This is a genomic window from Bradyrhizobium sp. RD5-C2 (genome assembly GCF_019972155.1).
Lineage (GTDB): Bacteria > Pseudomonadota > Alphaproteobacteria > Rhizobiales > Xanthobacteraceae > Bradyrhizobium.
The window spans coordinates 152144-169122 of sequence record NZ_BOVL01000016.1; the positions used below are offsets into that span (position 1 = coordinate 152144).

Annotated in this window: 18 protein-coding genes and 2 pseudogenes; 11 read left to right on the top strand and 9 right to left on the bottom strand. The window is 58.8% G+C overall.

What is annotated here, in order from left to right:
• The first annotated feature begins 103 nt into the window (after positions 1-103).
• Entirely contained in the window at positions 104-1651 is a 1548-nt protein-coding gene (locus BraRD5C2_RS19735; protein WP_223970556.1) for a winged helix-turn-helix domain-containing protein, read from the top strand.
• Positions 1652-1982: 331 nt separating this feature from the next.
• Here the strand turns inward: BraRD5C2_RS19735 and BraRD5C2_RS19740 are convergent, their stop codons facing one another.
• Positions 1983-2891: a LysR family transcriptional regulator gene (locus BraRD5C2_RS19740; RefSeq protein WP_223970557.1), complete on the bottom strand. Its 909-nt coding sequence runs from the start codon at positions 2889-2891 to the stop codon at positions 1983-1985.
• Positions 2892-3169: 278 nt separating this feature from the next.
• Between BraRD5C2_RS19740 and BraRD5C2_RS19745 the strand changes: the two genes are divergently transcribed.
• The 4 genes from BraRD5C2_RS19745 (at position 3170) to BraRD5C2_RS19760 (ending at position 5620) form a co-directional block, all read left to right on the top strand.
• Entirely contained in the window at positions 3170-3904 is a 735-nt protein-coding gene (locus BraRD5C2_RS19745; RefSeq protein ID WP_223970558.1) for an SDR family NAD(P)-dependent oxidoreductase, read from the top strand.
• Positions 3905-3934: 30 nt separating this feature from the next.
• Positions 3935-4576, top strand: coding sequence for a class I SAM-dependent methyltransferase (locus tag BraRD5C2_RS19750; protein WP_223970559.1), 642 nt, complete (start codon positions 3935-3937; stop codon positions 4574-4576).
• A 54-nt stretch (positions 4577-4630) separates the two neighbouring features.
• Complete coding sequence (locus tag BraRD5C2_RS19755) at positions 4631-5044, top strand: nuclear transport factor 2 family protein (protein WP_223970561.1); 414 nt, start codon at positions 4631-4633, stop codon at positions 5042-5044.
• A gap of 165 nt (positions 5045-5209) precedes the next feature.
• Positions 5210-5620 carry a hypothetical protein gene (locus BraRD5C2_RS19760; RefSeq protein ID WP_223970563.1) on the top strand — a complete coding sequence of 137 codons (411 nt, stop codon included), beginning with the start codon at positions 5210-5212 and terminating at the stop codon, positions 5618-5620.
• 60 nt (positions 5621-5680) lie between these two features.
• Here the strand turns inward: BraRD5C2_RS19760 and BraRD5C2_RS19765 are convergent, their stop codons facing one another.
• The 4 genes and pseudogenes from BraRD5C2_RS19765 to BraRD5C2_RS19780 form a co-directional block, all read right to left on the bottom strand.
• Positions 5681-6772, bottom strand: a complete 1092-nt coding sequence (locus BraRD5C2_RS19765; RefSeq protein WP_223970565.1) for a sensor histidine kinase — start codon at positions 6770-6772, stop codon at positions 5681-5683.
• Between the two features lie 260 nt (positions 6773-7032).
• Entirely contained in the window at positions 7033-7197 is a 165-nt protein-coding gene (locus tag BraRD5C2_RS19770) for a hypothetical protein (protein ID WP_223970567.1), read from the bottom strand.
• A 971-nt stretch (positions 7198-8168) separates the two neighbouring features.
• Positions 8169-8414 carry a DUF6894 family protein gene (locus BraRD5C2_RS19775; RefSeq protein ID WP_223970569.1) on the bottom strand — a complete coding sequence of 82 codons (246 nt, stop codon included), beginning with the start codon at positions 8412-8414 and terminating at the stop codon, positions 8169-8171.
• Between the two features lie 978 nt (positions 8415-9392).
• Positions 9393-9554: pseudogene (locus BraRD5C2_RS19780) on the bottom strand (DUF3606 domain-containing protein); the annotation flags it as partial.
• A 413-nt stretch (positions 9555-9967) separates the two neighbouring features.
• On the opposite strand from BraRD5C2_RS19780, the gene BraRD5C2_RS19785 reads away from it, so the two are divergent.
• The gene (locus BraRD5C2_RS19785) at positions 9968-10474 is read left to right on the top strand and encodes a DNA ligase-like domain-containing protein (RefSeq protein ID WP_223970571.1); all 507 of its coding nucleotides are present in this window, start codon (positions 9968-9970) and stop codon (positions 10472-10474) included.
• A gap of 171 nt (positions 10475-10645) precedes the next feature.
• On the opposite strand, the gene BraRD5C2_RS19790 is transcribed toward BraRD5C2_RS19785, so the two are convergent.
• Together BraRD5C2_RS19790 and BraRD5C2_RS19795 are read right to left on the bottom strand one after the other, a co-directional pair.
• A complete protein-coding gene (locus BraRD5C2_RS19790; protein ID WP_223970573.1) occupies positions 10646-11266 on the bottom strand; it encodes a general stress protein in 621 nt (206 codons plus the stop codon).
• 20 nt (positions 11267-11286) lie between these two features.
• Complete coding sequence (locus tag BraRD5C2_RS19795) at positions 11287-11613, bottom strand: hypothetical protein (RefSeq protein ID WP_223970574.1); 327 nt, start codon at positions 11611-11613, stop codon at positions 11287-11289.
• 565 nt (positions 11614-12178) lie between these two features.
• Here BraRD5C2_RS19795 and BraRD5C2_RS19800 point away from each other — a divergent pair.
• Positions 12179-12549: pseudogene (locus BraRD5C2_RS19800) on the top strand (alpha/beta fold hydrolase); the annotation flags it as partial.
• A 416-nt stretch (positions 12550-12965) separates the two neighbouring features.
• Here the strand turns inward: BraRD5C2_RS19800 and BraRD5C2_RS19805 are convergent.
• The gene (locus tag BraRD5C2_RS19805; RefSeq protein ID WP_223970576.1) at positions 12966-13382 is read right to left on the bottom strand and encodes a DUF1236 domain-containing protein; all 417 of its coding nucleotides are present in this window, start codon (positions 13380-13382) and stop codon (positions 12966-12968) included.
• Between the two features lie 261 nt (positions 13383-13643).
• Here BraRD5C2_RS19805 and BraRD5C2_RS19810 point away from each other — a divergent pair, with 261 nt between their 5' ends.
• Both BraRD5C2_RS19810 and BraRD5C2_RS19815 read left to right on the top strand, forming a co-directional pair.
• Positions 13644-13844, top strand: a complete 201-nt coding sequence (locus BraRD5C2_RS19810) for a hypothetical protein (RefSeq protein WP_223970578.1) — start codon at positions 13644-13646, stop codon at positions 13842-13844.
• A gap of 179 nt (positions 13845-14023) precedes the next feature.
• Positions 14024-14428, top strand: coding sequence for an MAPEG family protein (locus BraRD5C2_RS19815; RefSeq protein ID WP_223970580.1), 405 nt, complete (start codon positions 14024-14026; stop codon positions 14426-14428).
• Between the two features lie 160 nt (positions 14429-14588).
• On the opposite strand, the gene BraRD5C2_RS19820 is transcribed toward BraRD5C2_RS19815, so the two are convergent.
• Entirely contained in the window at positions 14589-15530 is a 942-nt protein-coding gene (locus BraRD5C2_RS19820; RefSeq protein WP_223970582.1) for a LysR family transcriptional regulator, read from the bottom strand.
• Positions 15531-15648: 118 nt separating this feature from the next.
• On the opposite strand from BraRD5C2_RS19820, the gene BraRD5C2_RS19825 reads away from it, so the two are divergent.
• Both BraRD5C2_RS19825 and BraRD5C2_RS19830 read left to right on the top strand, forming a co-directional pair.
• Positions 15649-16614 carry a tripartite tricarboxylate transporter substrate-binding protein gene (locus BraRD5C2_RS19825; protein WP_223970584.1) on the top strand — a complete coding sequence of 322 codons (966 nt, stop codon included), beginning with the start codon at positions 15649-15651 and terminating at the stop codon, positions 16612-16614.
• An 8-nt stretch (positions 16615-16622) separates the two neighbouring features.
• Positions 16623-16979 (top strand): methyltransferase family protein (locus BraRD5C2_RS19830; RefSeq protein WP_275945290.1); only part of this gene is annotated, 357 nt, incomplete at its 3' end.

Below are 16979 nucleotides of genomic sequence, written 5' to 3' on the forward strand. Positions count from 1 at the left end.
CCTCGTCCCGATCGCCGGCACGGCGGTTTGTCGGGCTCGATGGACACTACGGAGCGATACCCTTAAGGTCCTTGTTTCAGGGTCTGAAGAGTTCTGAACAGGCATGGCGGTCAATCCGAAACCGGATCGAGACACTGTTCGATTTGGAAAGTTTGTGCTGGATCTTGTCGAGCGGCGGCTGACCTTTTCGGGACAGCCCGTCAAGCTCCCAAGCCGGGCGCTCGATATCCTCTGCGAATTGGCTTCGGTGCCAGGCGAGGTTGTGAGTAAGGATCGCCTGATGGAAAAAATCTGGACGGGTCGCGTGGTGGAGGAGAACGCGATCCAGGTGCACGTGTCCGCCTTGCGCAAGGCACTCGAACTCGGAAGTGACGGCCAGAGCTACGTCGTTACCGTTCCGGGACGAGGCTATCGCCTCGTGGGAGTCAAGAATGGTCCGGATATGCTGGCGTATTCGGGTTCTGGATACATCCCGGCGCGCGGGACCACGGTCGCCGTGCTGCGGTTCGCCAATCTCAGTGGGGATTCCAGCCAGGATTACTTCGCCGATGGTATCGTAGAGGACATCATCACGGGACTATCCCGTATCACCGGTCTATCGGTGGTCGGCAGCACGTCGAGCTTGCTGTTCGAAGCCGGCACCGGCGACCTGGAAAGTATAGGGCGGAAGCTGGGGTGCCGCTATCTCGTGCAGGGGAGCGTGCGCAAGGCCGACAATCGCATAAGGATCACGGCGAGGCTCGTTGAGTCCGACACGGGTGCTGCATTGTGGGCCGAGCGGTACGATCGCCGGTTTGACGATATTTTCGAAGTTCAGGACGCCATTGCGATGAGCCTGATCGGGGCACTTGAACCGAATCTGCGCAAGGTCGAAATCAGCCGCGTCCGACGGGAGCGTCCCAACAGTCTCGATGCTTATGATCTTGTCTTGCGGGCGATCTCATCGATGCGCACGACCATGCCGACGGGCGCTGGGGAAGCTATTCCGCTTTTGCAGAGGGCATTGGAGCTGGAGCCCGATTATTCGGCTGCTCAGGCACAGCTGGCGCGATGCTTTCAGATCAGATTCAGCCGCGGTGGACTGAGCGAGGCCGATCGTGCCACCGCCGTCCGCTATGCTCGCGCTGCGACGAGAAGTGATGACGCGACCGCGCTCGGTGCTGCCGGTCTGGTGATCTGGTTCGCTGATCCTGACTTCAGTGACGCGTTCGAGGTGTTTGGCCGGGCCCTGTCGATCAGTCCTTCAAATATCGTTGCCTTGGGGAACAGTGCATTCGCGCATGCGTTCATGGGCGACCGCCAAAGTGCGCTTAAACTGGCGCAACACGCCCTCGAGGTAAGTCCTTTCGATACACTGATTGCTCATATGGCGATCGCGGTGACTGAGCTTTATGCCAATCGGTTTGATGAAGCTTTGAAGGCAGCGGCTCGCGCAGTCGAGGCCAATCCTTCATTCAGCGTGCCGCACGTCCTTCAGACGATCGCCCTAGTCCGGCTTGGTCGAATCGAAGAGGCGAGATCGGTCGCCGAACGTGTCTTGAACCTAGACCCGACGTTCACGATGCCAGTATGGTCAGTCACCGTACGAAAAAACCCTGCCGTTTTCGATCCAATGGCACAGGTGTGGAGCGAACTCGCTACTTGCAGTTAATGTCTGCGCATACCAAGTCCGATATACTGCGCCACCTCATGATCTCGGCCGCTTTTGGAGCGAAGCAGACAGGTCGAAATTAATGAGTACGCGCTCTAATGCCATCTCTGCTTCTGAACGTCGACGACGCCCTTCGCCGGCTCGGGGATGCGGAGGCGGCGGAGCAATATGCTCGGTTCGGCCTGGCGCGGACCGGCGCGCTCGCAGACGACGGTTACGGGCCCCGGGGCCGAACGGCCCTTGAACGGCTGCTGGCTCGCCTAGATCGAAGAGATTCGAACTAGGCCGACGTTCCGACCAAGCACTTCGTCCTGCAGCGATCACAGCAGCTTCAAGGCTTGGTCCGCGGACGCGACTTTCTTTGACCCGTAAGAAGCGGAGCATGGGCGGCGAGCCTGTCGGCTATGAACTCAGTGAAGAGTCGAACGCGCTTGGTCTTGCGGGTCTCACCCTGCGTGAGCAGCCAAAGCGTGCCGTACATGTGGAGGTCGCTGCCAGGCACTCTGGTCAGCAGAGGGTCGGCATCTCCGACGAAGCACGGTAGGGTCGTGATTCCGAGCCCTTGCCGCACGGCTGCGATCTGACCGTCGGCGTCGGTTACCCTGAACGGAACCTGCGTGGTGCGGAGCTCGCCCGCACCGGCCCAGTCCGGAATTCCATGTATGCTGATGACGATCCACCGGACGGGATCCGGCGCGCCAGCACGCGTTTTGGCGAGTCTGTCGCGGGACATGTAGACGCCTCCGAACACTTCCGGGCCCTTCAGACCATGAAGATTGAGCGGCAGAGTCTTGCGGTCGTAGACCACGCGGATAGCTACGTCGGCTTCCCTGTTGGTCAGATTGGCCAGCTCGCCGGACGACAGGATCTCCATCTCGATGTCGGGATGTAGTCGCGCGAACTCGGCGAAGTCAGGCATGAGCAGATGCGTCGAAAGGGGCGGAGCCAGCGTCACCCGCAGACGTCCGCGTACGCTTTGGTCGCGGCCGAAAACGCGCGTTTCCAACTGGAACGACGATGCCTCCATCTGCTCCGCGAGCTCGAGAACCTCCTCCCCCGCCGCCGTGATGAGGTAGCCTGAAGGCAACTTCTCGAACATCTGCGCCCCGAGACGTTCTTCCAGTTGGGCGACGCGCCGCAGCACGGTCGCATGATTCACGCCGACGCGTTCGGCGGCTGCCCTTACCGAGCCTCCGCGCGCGACAGCGAGAAAATAGCGAACGTCGTCCCAGTCGATCATGGTGCAATCCGGCACCGGTTCGTGCCTTCTCCGAATATCCGTGTAGCACATAGGACGACGACAAATAGGCGATTTAGAAGGCTTGACGTGCAAATAAGCCAATTTCGGACGGCCCGACGCCCCAAAGTCCATACTGAGCCCCGGCCTCCCAAGCGGTTCAATTTCGCACCAGCGATGTGCGCGCTTGCGCACTCACGGCCGGACCTCGCCAGGCCCATTTCGACGAGATCGCGGGAACGCCCCCGAACCATCAAAAGCAAAGTCTGAAGGAAGATCTCATGGGAAAGCTGGACAACAAGGTTGCAGTCATCACTGGCGGATCGAGCGGCATGGCGCTGGCGAGCGCCAAGCGGTTCGTCGAGGAAGGCGCCTACGTCTTCATCACGGGCCGAAGGCAGGAAGCGCTCGACGAGGCCGTCAGGTCGATCGGCCGTAACGTGACAGGGGTGCGCGGCGACGCGGCCAATCTCGACGACCTCGACCGACTGATCGACACGGTCAAGCGGGAAAAGGGAAAGATCGACGTCCTGTATGCGAGCGCCGGCATCGGCGAAGCCGTCCCGCTGGGCGAGATCACCGCGAAGCATTTCGATGCGACCTTCGGGTTGAATACGCGTGGAACTCTTTTCACCGTGCAAAAAGCACTGCCGCTGTTGAGCGATGGCGCATCGATCTTCATGACCGGATCGGTCGCTTCGCTGAAAGGCTTCCCCGGCTACAGCGTTTACGCGGCGAGCAAGGCGGCTTTGCACGCTTTCGCCCGCGGGTGGCTCAACGAACTGAAGGCCAGGAACATCCGGGTGAACGTGTTGCATCCGGGGCCGATCGCCACGCCGATGCAGGACCAGGTGCTCACGGAGGAAGCGAAGAAGATGTTCGAGTCGCTGATCCCGCGCGGAACGATGGGGCGTCCCGAGGAGATCGCGGCGGCCGCGCTATTTCTGGCTTCGGACGATTCGAGTTTCGTGAACGGGCTGGAGTTATCAGTGGACGGCGGCTTCTCGGCCATCTGAATTCGCGCCGTACTGCATCGGAGGTCATCAATGTACCCTTCATCGAAACAATCAGAACTGATCCGTTTCTCGCGCGTCGGTGCGGGCTCCACCGTCATCGACGTCTATCCGGGCGATGGCGATTGGACCCGCCTCTTCTCCGACATCGTAGGGCCCGAAGGGCGCGTCTACAGCTTCGTTCCAGCGGAAGTCGCGCACTTCAAGAACGATCCGCTGGGGCGCATCCAGGCACTGGCGAAGGAGCCGGGCCGTGAGAACGTTGAGGCGGCTTCCGCGGACCTCGTGGCGTTGCCCGGCGTCACCGGATCGGCGGACGTCTTGTGGCTGCACCTCTTCTACCACGATCTCCACACCGAGTTGATGCGAGCGAGGGGCGCAACGGCGGTCGACTTCAATCGAGCCGTCTTCGATCGTCTGAAGCCGGGCGGCTCCTACGTGATCGTCGATCACGCCGCCGCCGCGGGCACGGGCACAAGTGATGCCCAATCGCTGCATCGGATCGACCCTTCCTCGGTCCGGGCGGAGGTGGAAGCGTCCGGCTTCGTGCTGGACGCGGAAAGCAGCAGCATGCTCGCGAACACATACGATTCCCACTCCGCCAAGGTGTTCGACCCATCGGTCAAGGGCGAGACCGATCGTTTCGCCTATCGGTTCGTGAAGCCTAAGGGTTGAGCGGCCGCGGTCGACGTGGAAGGTCGACGATCCGAATGCGAAAGGAGACAAATCATGAGCATCGAAGAGAACACCCAAATCGTGAAGGACTTCTTCGCCGCACTTGGGCGCGGCGATCGGCAAGCGCTGCTCGCGTTGTCCGCCGACGACATCGAGTGGATCATACCGGGCAAGGACTGGACGCTTGCCGGCACGCACCGCGGACACGCCGGACTGTCGGGTCTGCTCCAGAAGGCCTCCGAAGCGACGCAGATTTCCTCCCCGGCGCCTCCGGAGTTCGTGGCGCAGGGAGACCGTGTTCTCGTCATCGGATTCGCAGAGGAAATGGTCATGTCTACGAAGAAGCCGTTCGAAGATTATTGGGTCTTCGCGATAACCGTTCGAGACCGGAAACTCACGCACATCCGGGAATACATCGACACGCAAGCGCTGGCTGAGGCCTCGAAGATGGAGGATTCCCGGACTTGACCTTCACCAATCCGACATCCGTGTTTGCGTAAAAGGGCAACGGTTCCGGACTTCCGACGGCCGGGCGGACATCACGATCCAGTCCGCCCGGCCGCATGGTTGACAAATCAGGACCGCGCACAATCGGGACACGTTAGTCACGCTGACTATCAAAGAAGAAGTCGATTGCAATCGATCTTTCCTAACTGGATCTTTTCGGCTGCAGACACGATCGCCGCGAACAGCGTCAATGGAGCGCTTTTGATTGGAACACGCCACGCAATCGCGCCGCGCAAGACAGCGCGGCAACGTGAACTAACCACATTTGAGGTTAAACTCTATTGCGATCGCAAATGGGTGCAGCGCGGCGGTGGCTCGCTCGTGCTCGATAGTCCATTAAGGGCGCTGCGCCATCTGGTCGAATTGCTGGCACATGATCCACACAACCCGCCACTGTGCGCGGGCGAGGTTTTCGACGGGCACCTTGACGCTGGCGATGCCGGTCAAGCCAGGCGAATGCTAGACCACCACGGTGGTTGGCACTCCCCTCGAAAAAATCACCATTCGATTTGTCTAATCACGCACGACGGTCGATGATCGCATCCCGTCAAACCTCGCAAGTCGGCTGGCAACACCGGGGCTCCGGTAAAGGAGCCTTCACTCGTTATTCGGGGAAGTTGCTAGATTTTCGAGCGGAGCCGTCAGACGGCAAACGAGCCCGGTTGATCCAAACGACACTTCAACGGAGCCTCTAAAATCGTCTTGGAGTACCCGAGAGATGAGGCGCGAACCAAAGCCCACACCGGAGGGTTCCGACGCAGGTGGGCCACCAAACTCCCGCCAGACGAAAACGAATTTTGGCTCACCTTCCTGATCTTCGGATGTCCATGTAATTGAGACGCGGCCGCTCGCCACGGTCAGAGAGCCATATTTTAGAGCGTTTGTCGCAAGCTCGTTGATCGCCAAGGACAGAGCGAGAGCTTGGCGAGATTTAACAATAAGTGGAGGACCCGAGACCGCAAACCGGCCGTCGCCTGTTCGATAAGGGGTCAGGGCGGTGCTGATCACGTCCTGCAGGGGTGCTGCAGCCCAATTTGCTGCGGTGAGTAAGTCGTGCGCTCTTGCGAACGCGGCAAGTCGTCCTTGATACTTTTCGAGATCGGCTTTGCTCGATACGTCGCGAAATGTCTGAGTGGCCACGGCACCAAGTACGGTCAGAGTATTCTTGACGCGGTGCTTTAGCTCCTCATTGATGAGGTTCAGCGCTTCCCTCGCCATGTGTTCGGACGTGACATCTCTGCAGACGACCAGCACGCCGCCGACTTTGCTTTCAAAATCGATTGGACCAAAGCTATACGTCCACCAAACATCCTCGCGACGACCGTGACGCGTTACCGGTACCAGTTCGTCCTCATGCCAGGTGGCACCCCTACCCGCCATAACGTGGTCGATCTGGGGACCAATGATATCCCATATCTCGTCCCAGCATTCACGGCCCCGTGCCCCCAAAGCGCTCGGATGCCTTTCCGGCCCCATCGTCTCGCGGTAGGCGTCGTTGTAAAACTGGATGAGTTCAGGTCCCCACCAAATGAACATCGGGTGGCGCGAGGTAAGAACGAGCCGCACAGTAACCCGTAGACTTTGCGGCCATGTTTCCGGAGACCCGAGCGACGTTTTTGACCAGTCAAATCCCCTCGTCAGAGCGCCCATCTCGCCGCCCCCCGCCAAGAAGTCGTTGACTATCTCCATACGTGCACAGCCTCACTTAGGCGGCGCTCGTCGGCAAGATTATAGCCCATTCGACCGCACCATGGATGATCATCTGTCGCCATGTCAGGAAGACACACGCGCACAATGGACCGAGCAGTCTGTGCAAATTTTGATCTGCGTCAACCGGGGACGGTTGTCCGCATCGGTCCAACTCGGAAAGTCGGAATGCGCAACCGTGAAGTCCGCTTTTGCCCCCGACACCGGACGTTCGATAGCCAAGTGGCACCGGGAGGTCGCCTTTATTTCTTAACAGGCGGCTTTCCTTTTTCGGGCCAGCCATTGCGCCAGCTGGCTTCTTCCTCCGCCAACAGCCTGCGCAACGTCTCGATCTTCCGAACGTCGGTTTCCCTTTCCAAAAGCCCTTTGTAGTGAGCGATGTTCGCTCGAAAGATGAAGTCAGCCATGCTTGCTGCTAGTCATCCGATTGCCGAGTTCCATCGTGCCACAGCCGACACGCGATTAACATATGTATTCAGCGGTGAGGCAAACTCGTGGCGAGGCTGGGAAGGTCACTTAAAGGTCAAATTCGGCGCGGCGCTTGCAGCGGGCTTAGCCTTCCAGCGCGACGGCTTACTAACAAAATACCGAGACGGCCTCAGCTTTGCTGGCCAAGAGTCTTACCGGTCTCTAGGTTGACGAAGTGAAGTCGCGTGCAGACCGGACAATTCAAGCTCTCATAGGCCGCTCGCTGACCTTTATCGCCGCGGCGCCCCAATGGCAGTAGCGTTTGCACATCCAAGCCAGTCGCCGGGCAGCGGAAAATGATGAGCTTCTCCATGGTTCTTATGTGCATCATTGCGTGCTCATCACGACACTACGGGATTCTACGTAGGAGGGCGGCCTTAATCTCTTTGGTCCGGGGTGCATGAGCCTTCTTCTCGTTCTCGTATCGCCGCAGGAGAAGTGCGTAGCGATCCAAGGTAACCCGATCCATCAAACCAACCTACGTAATTTGGTTCCGGGGGACTTCGGTGGCGATGCCGGGAGCCTATGTCGCGAAGTTGACAATCAAGATGAGCACGTAAAGTGCGATTTAGCCAAACGAATGTCGTTGCCAGGGATCGCGGCTCCCAGCGGCTGAGGAGCAGAGGAGAGCTTAAAAGCCGACTCAGTCCGTATCTATTCGTTCCTAGAAACAACGATCAGCGAACTACCTCCTCAGAACGCCGCAGCAGGCTTACGAGGCGTTCGATATTTTCGTCGCAGCGGAAACTTGAGCGACAATAGGTAAAAGCCGCCTGAGCCCTAGCGCTCTACGTCTGCCACTACCTCAGAGACTCTCGAAGCCCATGCGCGCCGGCGATAGGCGCTGGGCGTGACGGAGAAGGCTTGACGCAGCTGGTTTGCCAGCGCTCCGGGGAAGTCGCGAGGGATGCTAGCTCTGCTTATTACGGGTTATCTCGAAGGAAAAGCGAACGAGCATCACGGGACCTTCCTCATCGCGCACCTCGATCTCCATTTGCTCCACGCCATCAAGTGCGGTGAGCGCAGCATCCCTAGCCATGACACCTAAGGCTTGCGCAGCTTCATTCTGCACCGCTTGCAAATCCGGTAGTGCCAAACCCTCCTCGTCAATGGTCGTGCCCCTGCTGTCTCTCAGATCGAAATAGTACTGAGCCATTGGCTGCGTCCGCCCGGGTTGCTTGAAGTGTGTCAAGGCGACAGCCCGCAGTGTGTTCCTAATGGCCTGTTTCTTATTTGGTGAGTGGCCTAATTCGGCAGCAAAGGCAAAGGGTGCCGTCCGTGCTCCCGCCTAAGGCGCGCAAACATGGCCTATCGTTTCAAGCGATGCCCAACATGTCTAAATCGCTGGCACGCATCACGCCCGGCCGCTGGGGTCTTCAAATCACACCTATGAGTGCCCGGTGTGCGACGACATCCACCAGGTTGTAGCCGATCTCGCTGACCCGATGAAATCTTCAACGACAAGCCGCTGGGTTCGAGGGCAGTTGCGCGGGCCCACTTAGCTCCGATACTGCCGTCACGACTTGATCGGCCAGTTCCGCTTCCGAAGCAACTAGGAACCATAGAGCTACGACCTGTTGTCGTTTCGTCGCCATCCCGCCGGTGGCCTCTGTCGGTGATGAGAACGCCCGGTTTGCGCTCCCGCCAACTAAAAGGAAGCAGCGCTTGCAAAGGCGTCATTTCAATCCTATGCAGTCCTTAAATGAACGTTTGTCTGATAAGGCGCAACGCCTTCGCTACAATGCCAACGTTCACCCACCTGACATTGATCGCAAAGCTGCCCTGAAGAAGGCCCGACGGGCCGAGACAGGTGGCATGCGAACGAGTGGCTGCAATCTTCAGAACGTCCACCGCCGAACTAAAAGAACTGGAGCTGGCGTTGTGAAAGACTATCTCGTTCAATCGAAAAACTTCGCCGGGACGCAGCCAGGCTGCCTTGATCCGCGATCTTGCGACGGATGGAGTCAAGCGCGAACTTTACGACAAGCTGCACAAGCACTTCACCGGTCTGGCTGATGAAGTCGAGCGAGCCGCAAACCTTAGAGCAGCGGAGTGAGCGCCGCCTCTGTTGGCGGCCTCAACGCAGGCTAACCTCCCTTCGAAAGCTCTTTCCCAAAGACTTCATCATCGCTGGCCCGAACCGGTGCTCCACCCGCGTGCGGCTGTTACCGACCTTCGTGACGGCCTTCTTTAGGCCACCGACTTCCCGGTTTTTCCTCGGCTCGTAGCGCACCTCATAGTCCTGCCCGCCGGCGACGCGCGCCCGGTCATGTTTGCGACCGCCCGGGGTCTGCTTCTACGTTTTCTTTGCCATTCTGATCTTTCTTTTGGTGAAGCCCAACGATGGCTAAGATCGCTAGTTCCAACCGCGCCCCCGGGCTGGACGATTGCGATTGCGACTGTTTGAATCAGCTCATTGTTTGTGGAGTTGCATTGTGGCGTTTCAGCGTAGGAAGCCTGAGACGACTGAGACCAAGGCGCTCTTTCCCGGCCTTCATTTCGCCGGCATTGCCGTCGCCGATCGAGAACGTACCGGCGGCTCACGATGGATTCGCGAGATCAAGGTTCGACGGCTATCGTGTGCAGCTCCACCTCGCCCATGAAGCGGTGAAGCTCAATACTCGCCGCGGCCACGATTAACGCTTCAAGAAGATCGCCAACGATGCCTGGCACATCTCGGCAGCATCGGCGATCATCGATGGCGAGGTTGTGATCCCATCAGCCAGCGGCGGCGCCGACTTCTCCCTGAATAACGAGCTTCGCGGCCGTTCGACCGAGATCGTGTTTCGCTCTCTACATTCTGTTTCTCAACGGGCGCACCTTCGAAAGCTGCCACTGATCGAACGAAAGGCTGCCCTGAAGACTCTTGTTGCCGGCACCAACATCCAGTTCAGCGAGAGCTTCGAAGTCGATGGCCCGGAGATGTTCGCCTGCAAGTTGGGCCGCGAAAGCGTCGTGTCGAAGGTCAGGTACAGCGAGTATCCGACCGGCACGCGCAGCCGCGACTGGGTCAAGAAGCCCTGCGCCCAGCGCGAGACCTTGGCGATCGCCGGCTTCGCGCTCGACGGCAACAAATGGGACGACATCTATGCCGGTCGTCCCAGGCAAGAACGCCCGCCTAATCGGCGGGCCTTTCCTGACCTTTCGGCTCGCCTCGGTTCTGGGCCGTCTGCTCCTTATTTCCAGGCTTCTTCCCTGCCATGTTACCGGGATTGAAATGATACTTGCCATCCGGATTTTCACCGGCCTGCTTCTCCTTTGGGCTTTTGTTACTTTCGTCCATCATATGATGCGGTCCTTCGTTGTGACTAAGGGTGTTTATTTGGCCTCGCGACCCGGCCACGAACGCAGCGGCCTGCTTTGGTTGCAAGCCGCCGCATTGCTCTCTTAGCGAATTGCCCCACCGTAACGCCGCCGCTCCTCGCGAATCTCTTCTGCACCAAAAGGCTGGCTGGCCGGATCGAATGATTTCCAGCCGGCCTTCTGCCAAGCCGCACTACGATCACGCATGTTGACGGACGACTCGTCGAGAATTGTTTCAAGTCGAGACTTCTCCGGGGCTGCTACGCGCGCCGATACGAGCGTACCTCCGCGACGAACCCCTTCCGCGTAGGTGCCAGCGTCCTCCCTTGAAACCCCGGCCTCCGTGAGCGCTCCGACAATTCCGCCCGTAGCGGCTCCCGCGGCAGCACCAACCGCAGTCGCGGCCAGCCAGCCTGCTGCGACAACGGGCCCAAGGCCAGGGATAGCCAGCAAGCCGAGACCGGCAAGTAGGCCGGCGGCGCCACCCAACCCCGCACCGATGCCGGCGCCCTTGCCGGCACCTTCGGCGCGATCGTCGACACCATCGCGGTCACGATCCACCTCCTTGTCGGAACTGAACCAGCTGTCCGAATTGTTGGCAATGATGCTGATGTCCGAATGCGGCACCCCGGCAGCCTCAAGCCGTCGAACAGCCTGCTGGGCGTCATTGTACTGGTCGTAAAGACGAGAAATCGTGACGGTCATTTTGTATCCCTTCATATTTGTTACTTGGCCGAATTGACGTTGCCTTGAAAGTCGACGCTGACGGCCATAGCAGACCCGCCTTTGCTGGCTTGACCGCGCCAGACGCCGTTGTCGTCTTTCTTCAGCTCGGTGACGTTGGCGAAGCCAGCATCCTCGATCTTCGACTTGGCTTGTCCTTCGGTGAAACTGTTGCGACCCACGACGGGAGCGTCGGAGTTGTTCTGGCCGGCACTGTTAACCGCATTGTTGTTCGGTCCGGACTGCGCCGGCGGGTTTTGCGCCGACACCGGCCACGCCGTGGCAGCCGCAAAGATAGAAATGCAAACGAAGAGCGACAGGCGTTTCATAATTTTCTCCAGAGGTTCTGAGGAGTGAGCCAAGCCGCCGTTGGGGCGTTAGTTCCTCTATTGCCGTACCGCTTGCGATCCAAGGTCCGGAAATATCAGTCACACGCCCGCCATGACACGAGCTGCAAGTGGCCCGTTCACGTGCAGTGGTATCAATGCGCCGGGACCGAACTCGCCTCGACGCGCTTTGCATGAAGTCGTAGCAATACATCCGCTCCTTTCAATCGCTTGCATTTGTTCCCGACTTCAAGAGGATCGGTTTGACCGTTAGCTTGCGCGAACAGGAATGAGGGGAGCGCTGCGTCGAATTCCCTCCGGATGTTAGGAACCTATCGTTGCACCTCCTGTTGCGTCTGCACGACATCACCGGCACGGCGGCGCGAGAGCCGTTTTCGATAGCCGAAGATCATCGATGGCCGGATCGATCCCAGCAATTGCGGTCGGTCTCAGCCTGAGCGATGCAAGGAATTTCCCGACCAAGAAGCCGATGTCATTAAGATCGTCATCGGATCAGAACAGCTCCTCAAGCAACTCGTCACCTGCAGCTGGTTTCGTCAAGTGTCACATGCGCATACTGAAAAAACCCTCGCCATCGCTGGCGGCTAGCACCGTTGTGCTCTGAGGGAATATCCGGTGGCGTCCGCCACTGTCGCGGCGGTCGGCTTGATGGTTGCCGCTGTGGTCGTCAATCAACGACTTGCCGACAAAGCCCAACGCGATCATCCGCCTCAAGGACGCTTCATCGACATCGATGGTGTCCGACTGCACTACGTCGAACGCGGCTCCGGCCGGTTACTGGTCCTGCTTCATGGCAACGGCAGCATGATCTAGGATTTTGAAACAAGCGGCCTCATCGATCTTGCCGCCAGGCACTACCGCGTAATCGTATTTGATCGCCCGGGCTTCGGCCACAGCTTGAGACCCCGCAACGTCGTATGAAGGCTCCCCATCGCAAAAATGAGTGCGAAGGCAAGCAGAGCCACACTCACGACTGCCAATCCGCGCGGCACGTGGATGCGCTGCAATATCAAGACCGCTCGTGCCAAGACAAAGCTGAGAAGAATTGCCAATGCGATTGGACGAAGAGTACGCGCCCAAAATAGAGCATCGCTCAGTCAGGATCGCAGTGGCCACCGTGCCGAGCAAGTCCACAAGCTCTTCAGTTGTACGTGCTTTGAACGGCTGCCTGATCACAGGCATCATCTGCTGGCCTAGCTTCGGTTGTCACGGACTGATCTAACGAATGCGCGTTCGAGCGCGGCATTCGCATGGCCTACGGACATCAGCAGCGAGCCCGGCGGTCCTTATTGTCGACCAACGAAAAGGCCGTCTCGAAAGACGGCCCATAGTTGTTATTCGACAATCTCGACGATCCGGCGTGTTCGCGGTTCGACCAATACAGTCCGACCATTCACCACCGTATAGCGATACTCACGGGCGCCGTACTCGGGCGGCACATCGTAGTAGGTCACGCCCTCTTCTGGAAGAACCGCCCCAACTCTTAGACCTTCGCGATACTGGTACGAGGGGCGTCTCTGTTCGACAACGTAGGAATGAAAGCGAGGACGCTGATCAACACCAAGGATTCCCGCTACGCCGCCTACGACCCCGCCGACTGCTCCACCAACGACCGCACCGACCGGCCCTGCCGCTCGCTCACCATCCCGCGCACCCCGCTCGACGCCTCCCGGGACGCCTTGGGCCTGGGTTGCAAGGGGAAATAAGACAGCCACAGCAAAAGCGGCGGCAGCAGCGAAACGGCAAATCATGAAAACTCCTAAAGTGGGGATTGGTGAGTAAACAAGTACAGAGCAGACGATAGGTTCCTACAGATTGCGATGCGGCGCATAAGTGGGCGCTTCACAAAGTCGGCGAATATGCGATCCGTACCTGCCCGAGAATGACTGGAGACAGTGACTGTTCCCCGCATCCTATCCTTTCGCCTACCTCTGCCTTCGCAAACGACGGCGTCATCTCCTGAGACTGCCGCGACCGCGCGCGACTCGAAGCATCGACCGGAGTCCGCATTTATGACTGATCGAGCCGATATCATCGCCGCGAAACTCGAGGCTTTCATCCGCGCCGATGTGATCCCCTATGAGAAGGACCCGCGGACCGGTCTGGCCCAAGCGACGAACTGGTGCAGGAGTTGCGCGCCAAGGCGCGCCATCTATGATGGGCCAACCGAAGTGCACAAATGGTCGCTGACCAAGAAAATCAAGCGCGACTAGAAGGCGGAATAGAATTGAATAGTAGCACGAGCAGTTAATGTCGCGCCTCCGTTGGGGACGATCGACGGTGTCCTTCGACCTTCTGTTTCTCAACAGGCGCTACGTGCAAAAGCCTGCCGCTAATCGGGCGGAAGGCGGCGCTGAAAACACTTATCGCGGGCACAGACAAGGGAGGGAGAATGTCCAGCACAGCTTTCTCGCTAATCGGTTTCATCTCGTGGGCGCTTTTTCTGTTACTGCTAATGGAGACCATCCGGACTTGCCTGGTGGTCACCGGCAGGGTTCAGGCAAATGGTTTCGCCCCCGACAACGCAAATCTGTCGCCATTCATGCGACGCCTTGCGCGCGCTCATGCAAATTGCATCGAAGGGCTGCCTGTTTTCGGAGGGCTATTAGCTTTTGCAATCTTGCTGAACAAAGAAACGATCACTGACGCGCTGGCGCTTTGGTTTCTCGCGGCACGGCTCGCGCAATCGATTATCCATCTTGTCTCGACCAGCTCGATCGCCGTAAGTCTTCGATTTTCTGCATTCGCCGCACAAATGGCGATCGGAGTCTATTGGGCTTGGAGGTTGGCGTTCTAGAGATGTTTTGCGTGAGAGGACGATAGGGCAAGCAATACCAGAGCGTAGAAGCGAGGAAACAGATTGATGTGGTCAAACTACCATAGAACTTTGCAGCTGCCACTAGGGCGCGAACTCATAAACTCGTCAGGTCCGCTTATGAACAGTCCGCTCGGACTCATCAGGTCACTCCAACTAGCGCCTTACAGACCTCCCGGCTGGCCTCTTGGAATAATTTGACGGCACCGCCGGCCCGTCGTCCCTTCAAGGTGATTGAGGCTATCGGGGCGGAAGTATCGCCAAGATCGACGTTCAGCGCGCGCAGCCATGCGCTACTCGATCGCATTCTGAGTATCTGCATGGGCAACAGGGTTATAAACCGGCTGCTCGCCAACAGATTCAACCGCATGTAGATTGAAATCGTGGTGACGGTCGCTGGCGGAAGCGGCAGGTTATGTCGCCGAAATAGCTCGACGCCGGTACGTCCCAAAAAAGAATCGGGCGGCGAGAGCGTCCATTGCTCTTGCATAAGTTCTGCGAGCTTCAACTTCTTCCTCGATCGCAGGAGCGGATGCCGTCGCTCCGCCATCACCGCAAGTGAGGATCTAAACAGCACCTCCGCGGACAAATCATCGGCGACCGGCAACGGCGCCCAGCGCGTTATGGCTAGATCAAGCATTCTCTGGCGCAGAGCATGCTCCAGCGCATCCCGATCACCTATCGTGATACGATACCTGATGCCTGGATATCTGCGGACGAGATGTCCAATAATTTCTGTAACGATGGCGGTCACCGGCTCGGTTGTACCGATCGCAACGAGCCCTTGCGCTGGGTCTGACCTTTGCACAATGTCGGTAACACCTAGCTTTATTTCGTCGAAAACGACGCGCGTGCGATCGACAAGAAGGCGACCGCAATCAGTGAGCTCAACCCCGCGCGAGGTGCGATCCAGCAGCGCAGCCCCGACGGCGTGCTCCATGTCGGTGATGGCCTTGGAGATCGCAGGCTGCGACAATCCAAGACGGTGAGACGCCTTGGCCATGCTGCCGACCTCTGCGACCGTCTGGAGCGTGTGAAGATCCTTTAGCCGCAGCCGGCGGCCGATGCGATCGTGCCACTCCATCTGCATCACCCCACGTTATAGCCCGATAGAATATTGCGATTTTGGGTTATAGCGATATTGCGTCAGGATAGCGAGATGGAAAGCCGGACGGATCATTGCGTTGCACGTGGAGAACGTCATGCAGCCTTACTCGCGTCGCGCCATACTGGCCGGGTTTTCGGCTCTGGCTCTTCCGCTACCCGTTATTGCTGCCGACCAGCCGCTGAAGATCGTGTTTCCATTCGCGCCTGGAGGGTCGGGAGATGCGATCGCCCGGCTGTTTGCCGAGCAGCTCCATACCAGGCTCGGCAAAGTGGCGATTGTGGAGAACCTTGCTGGCGCTGGCGGGCGCATCGGCACTCAGGCGGTCAAGAATGCCGCACTGGGAGAGGAGGCAGTGCTGTTTGCTTCCGCTTCGCAATTCACACTTCAGCCGCATCTCTTCAGGAGCCTGGGATACGATGCAGAGCGCGACTTTGTGCCCCTTTCGCAGGTGATGACGGTCGATCTGGCTCTGGCGGTCAGCGGAAAGCTGCCCATCCATTCGGTGCACGAACTCATCGACTGGATGAGGGCCAATCCCGAACAGACGGTGTACGGCTCGCCCGGAGCAGGTACGGCACCTCATTTCATCTGCGGCGAGTTTGGCCGGATCGCAGGCCTGAACTTGCGCCACACGCCCTATAGGGGAACGCCCGCTGCCCTCCCGGATGTGCTGGCCAGCCGGGTCCCGATGTATATGGCGTTTCTTTCCGAACTCCTGGCGCAACACCGGGATGGTGGCATACGCATCATCGCCACCGCGGCCGCTGCGCGATCTTCCTTCCTGCCCCAAACCGCAACTCTGAAGGAGAGCGGGATCGATATCGACGCGGCAGGGTGGTTCGCATTCTATGCGCCGGCCCATTTCTCGCGTCAGTTCGTTGATCGCCTGGGAAAGGAGATCATTGCAGTCGGGAGCGATCCCGAAATGCGCGCAAAGATTCGTGCCATGGGGTGCGAGCCAACAGGAACGACATCGGACGAACTTAGACATATCCAGCGCGCCGACTTAGACCGCTGGGGGCTGATCGTGAGGGCATCAGGATTCCCGATCGAAGACTAGGGCGGCACATGACCACCAATCCCCCCGAACATTTGTTAGACCTTGTGCAATCGCACCGTGTGACGGCTGTGATCTATGTCGCTGCCAGGCTAGGCCTTGCCGAATTGCTGCGCGACGGACCGCGAACGGTCGATGAACTTGCGAGCAGAACCCACGCGGACCGGGACGCTCTGGCCCGCTTGCTCGTCGCTCTCTCGACCGTCGGCATTTGCTCTCGCGTCGGTGAAGACCGCTACCTGCTAAACGAACTCGGGGCCGGGCTCGACAGTGCTGCTGAGCGGTCGTTCAAGAACTGGGTCATCTTTGAAGGCTCCATGCTGGTCAGGAGGTGGGATGGTCTTCTGGATTCGATCATGTCGGGGAAG

Coding starts and splice junctions, on each gene's coding strand:
- BraRD5C2_RS19735 (WP_223970556.1), top strand. CDS start 104: ATGGCGGTCAATCCGAAACCGGATCGAGACACTGTTCGATTTGGAAAG.
- BraRD5C2_RS19740 (WP_223970557.1), bottom strand. CDS start 2,891: ATGATCGACTGGGACGACGTTCGCTATTTTCTCGCTGTCGCGCGCGGA.
- BraRD5C2_RS19745 (WP_223970558.1), top strand. CDS start 3,170: ATGGGAAAGCTGGACAACAAGGTTGCAGTCATCACTGGCGGATCGAGC.
- BraRD5C2_RS19750 (WP_223970559.1), top strand. CDS start 3,935: ATGTACCCTTCATCGAAACAATCAGAACTGATCCGTTTCTCGCGCGTC.
- BraRD5C2_RS19755 (WP_223970561.1), top strand. CDS start 4,631: ATGAGCATCGAAGAGAACACCCAAATCGTGAAGGACTTCTTCGCCGCA.
- BraRD5C2_RS19765 (WP_223970565.1), bottom strand. CDS start 6,772: ATGGAGATAGTCAACGACTTCTTGGCGGGGGGCGGCGAGATGGGCGCT.
- BraRD5C2_RS19770 (WP_223970567.1), bottom strand. CDS start 7,197: ATGGCTGACTTCATCTTTCGAGCGAACATCGCTCACTACAAAGGGCTT.
- BraRD5C2_RS19775 (WP_223970569.1), bottom strand. CDS start 8,414: ATGGCTCAGTACTATTTCGATCTGAGAGACAGCAGGGGCACGACCATT.
- BraRD5C2_RS19790 (WP_223970573.1), bottom strand. CDS start 11,266: ATGACCGTCACGATTTCTCGTCTTTACGACCAGTACAATGACGCCCAG.
- BraRD5C2_RS19795 (WP_223970574.1), bottom strand. CDS start 11,613: ATGAAACGCCTGTCGCTCTTCGTTTGCATTTCTATCTTTGCGGCTGCC.
- BraRD5C2_RS19805 (WP_223970576.1), bottom strand. CDS start 13,382: ATGATTTGCCGTTTCGCTGCTGCCGCCGCTTTTGCTGTGGCTGTCTTA.
- BraRD5C2_RS19810 (WP_223970578.1), top strand. CDS start 13,644: ATGACTGATCGAGCCGATATCATCGCCGCGAAACTCGAGGCTTTCATC.
- BraRD5C2_RS19815 (WP_223970580.1), top strand. CDS start 14,024: ATGTCCAGCACAGCTTTCTCGCTAATCGGTTTCATCTCGTGGGCGCTT.
- BraRD5C2_RS19820 (WP_223970582.1), bottom strand. CDS start 15,530: ATGGAGTGGCACGATCGCATCGGCCGCCGGCTGCGGCTAAAGGATCTT.
- BraRD5C2_RS19825 (WP_223970584.1), top strand. CDS start 15,649: ATGCAGCCTTACTCGCGTCGCGCCATACTGGCCGGGTTTTCGGCTCTG.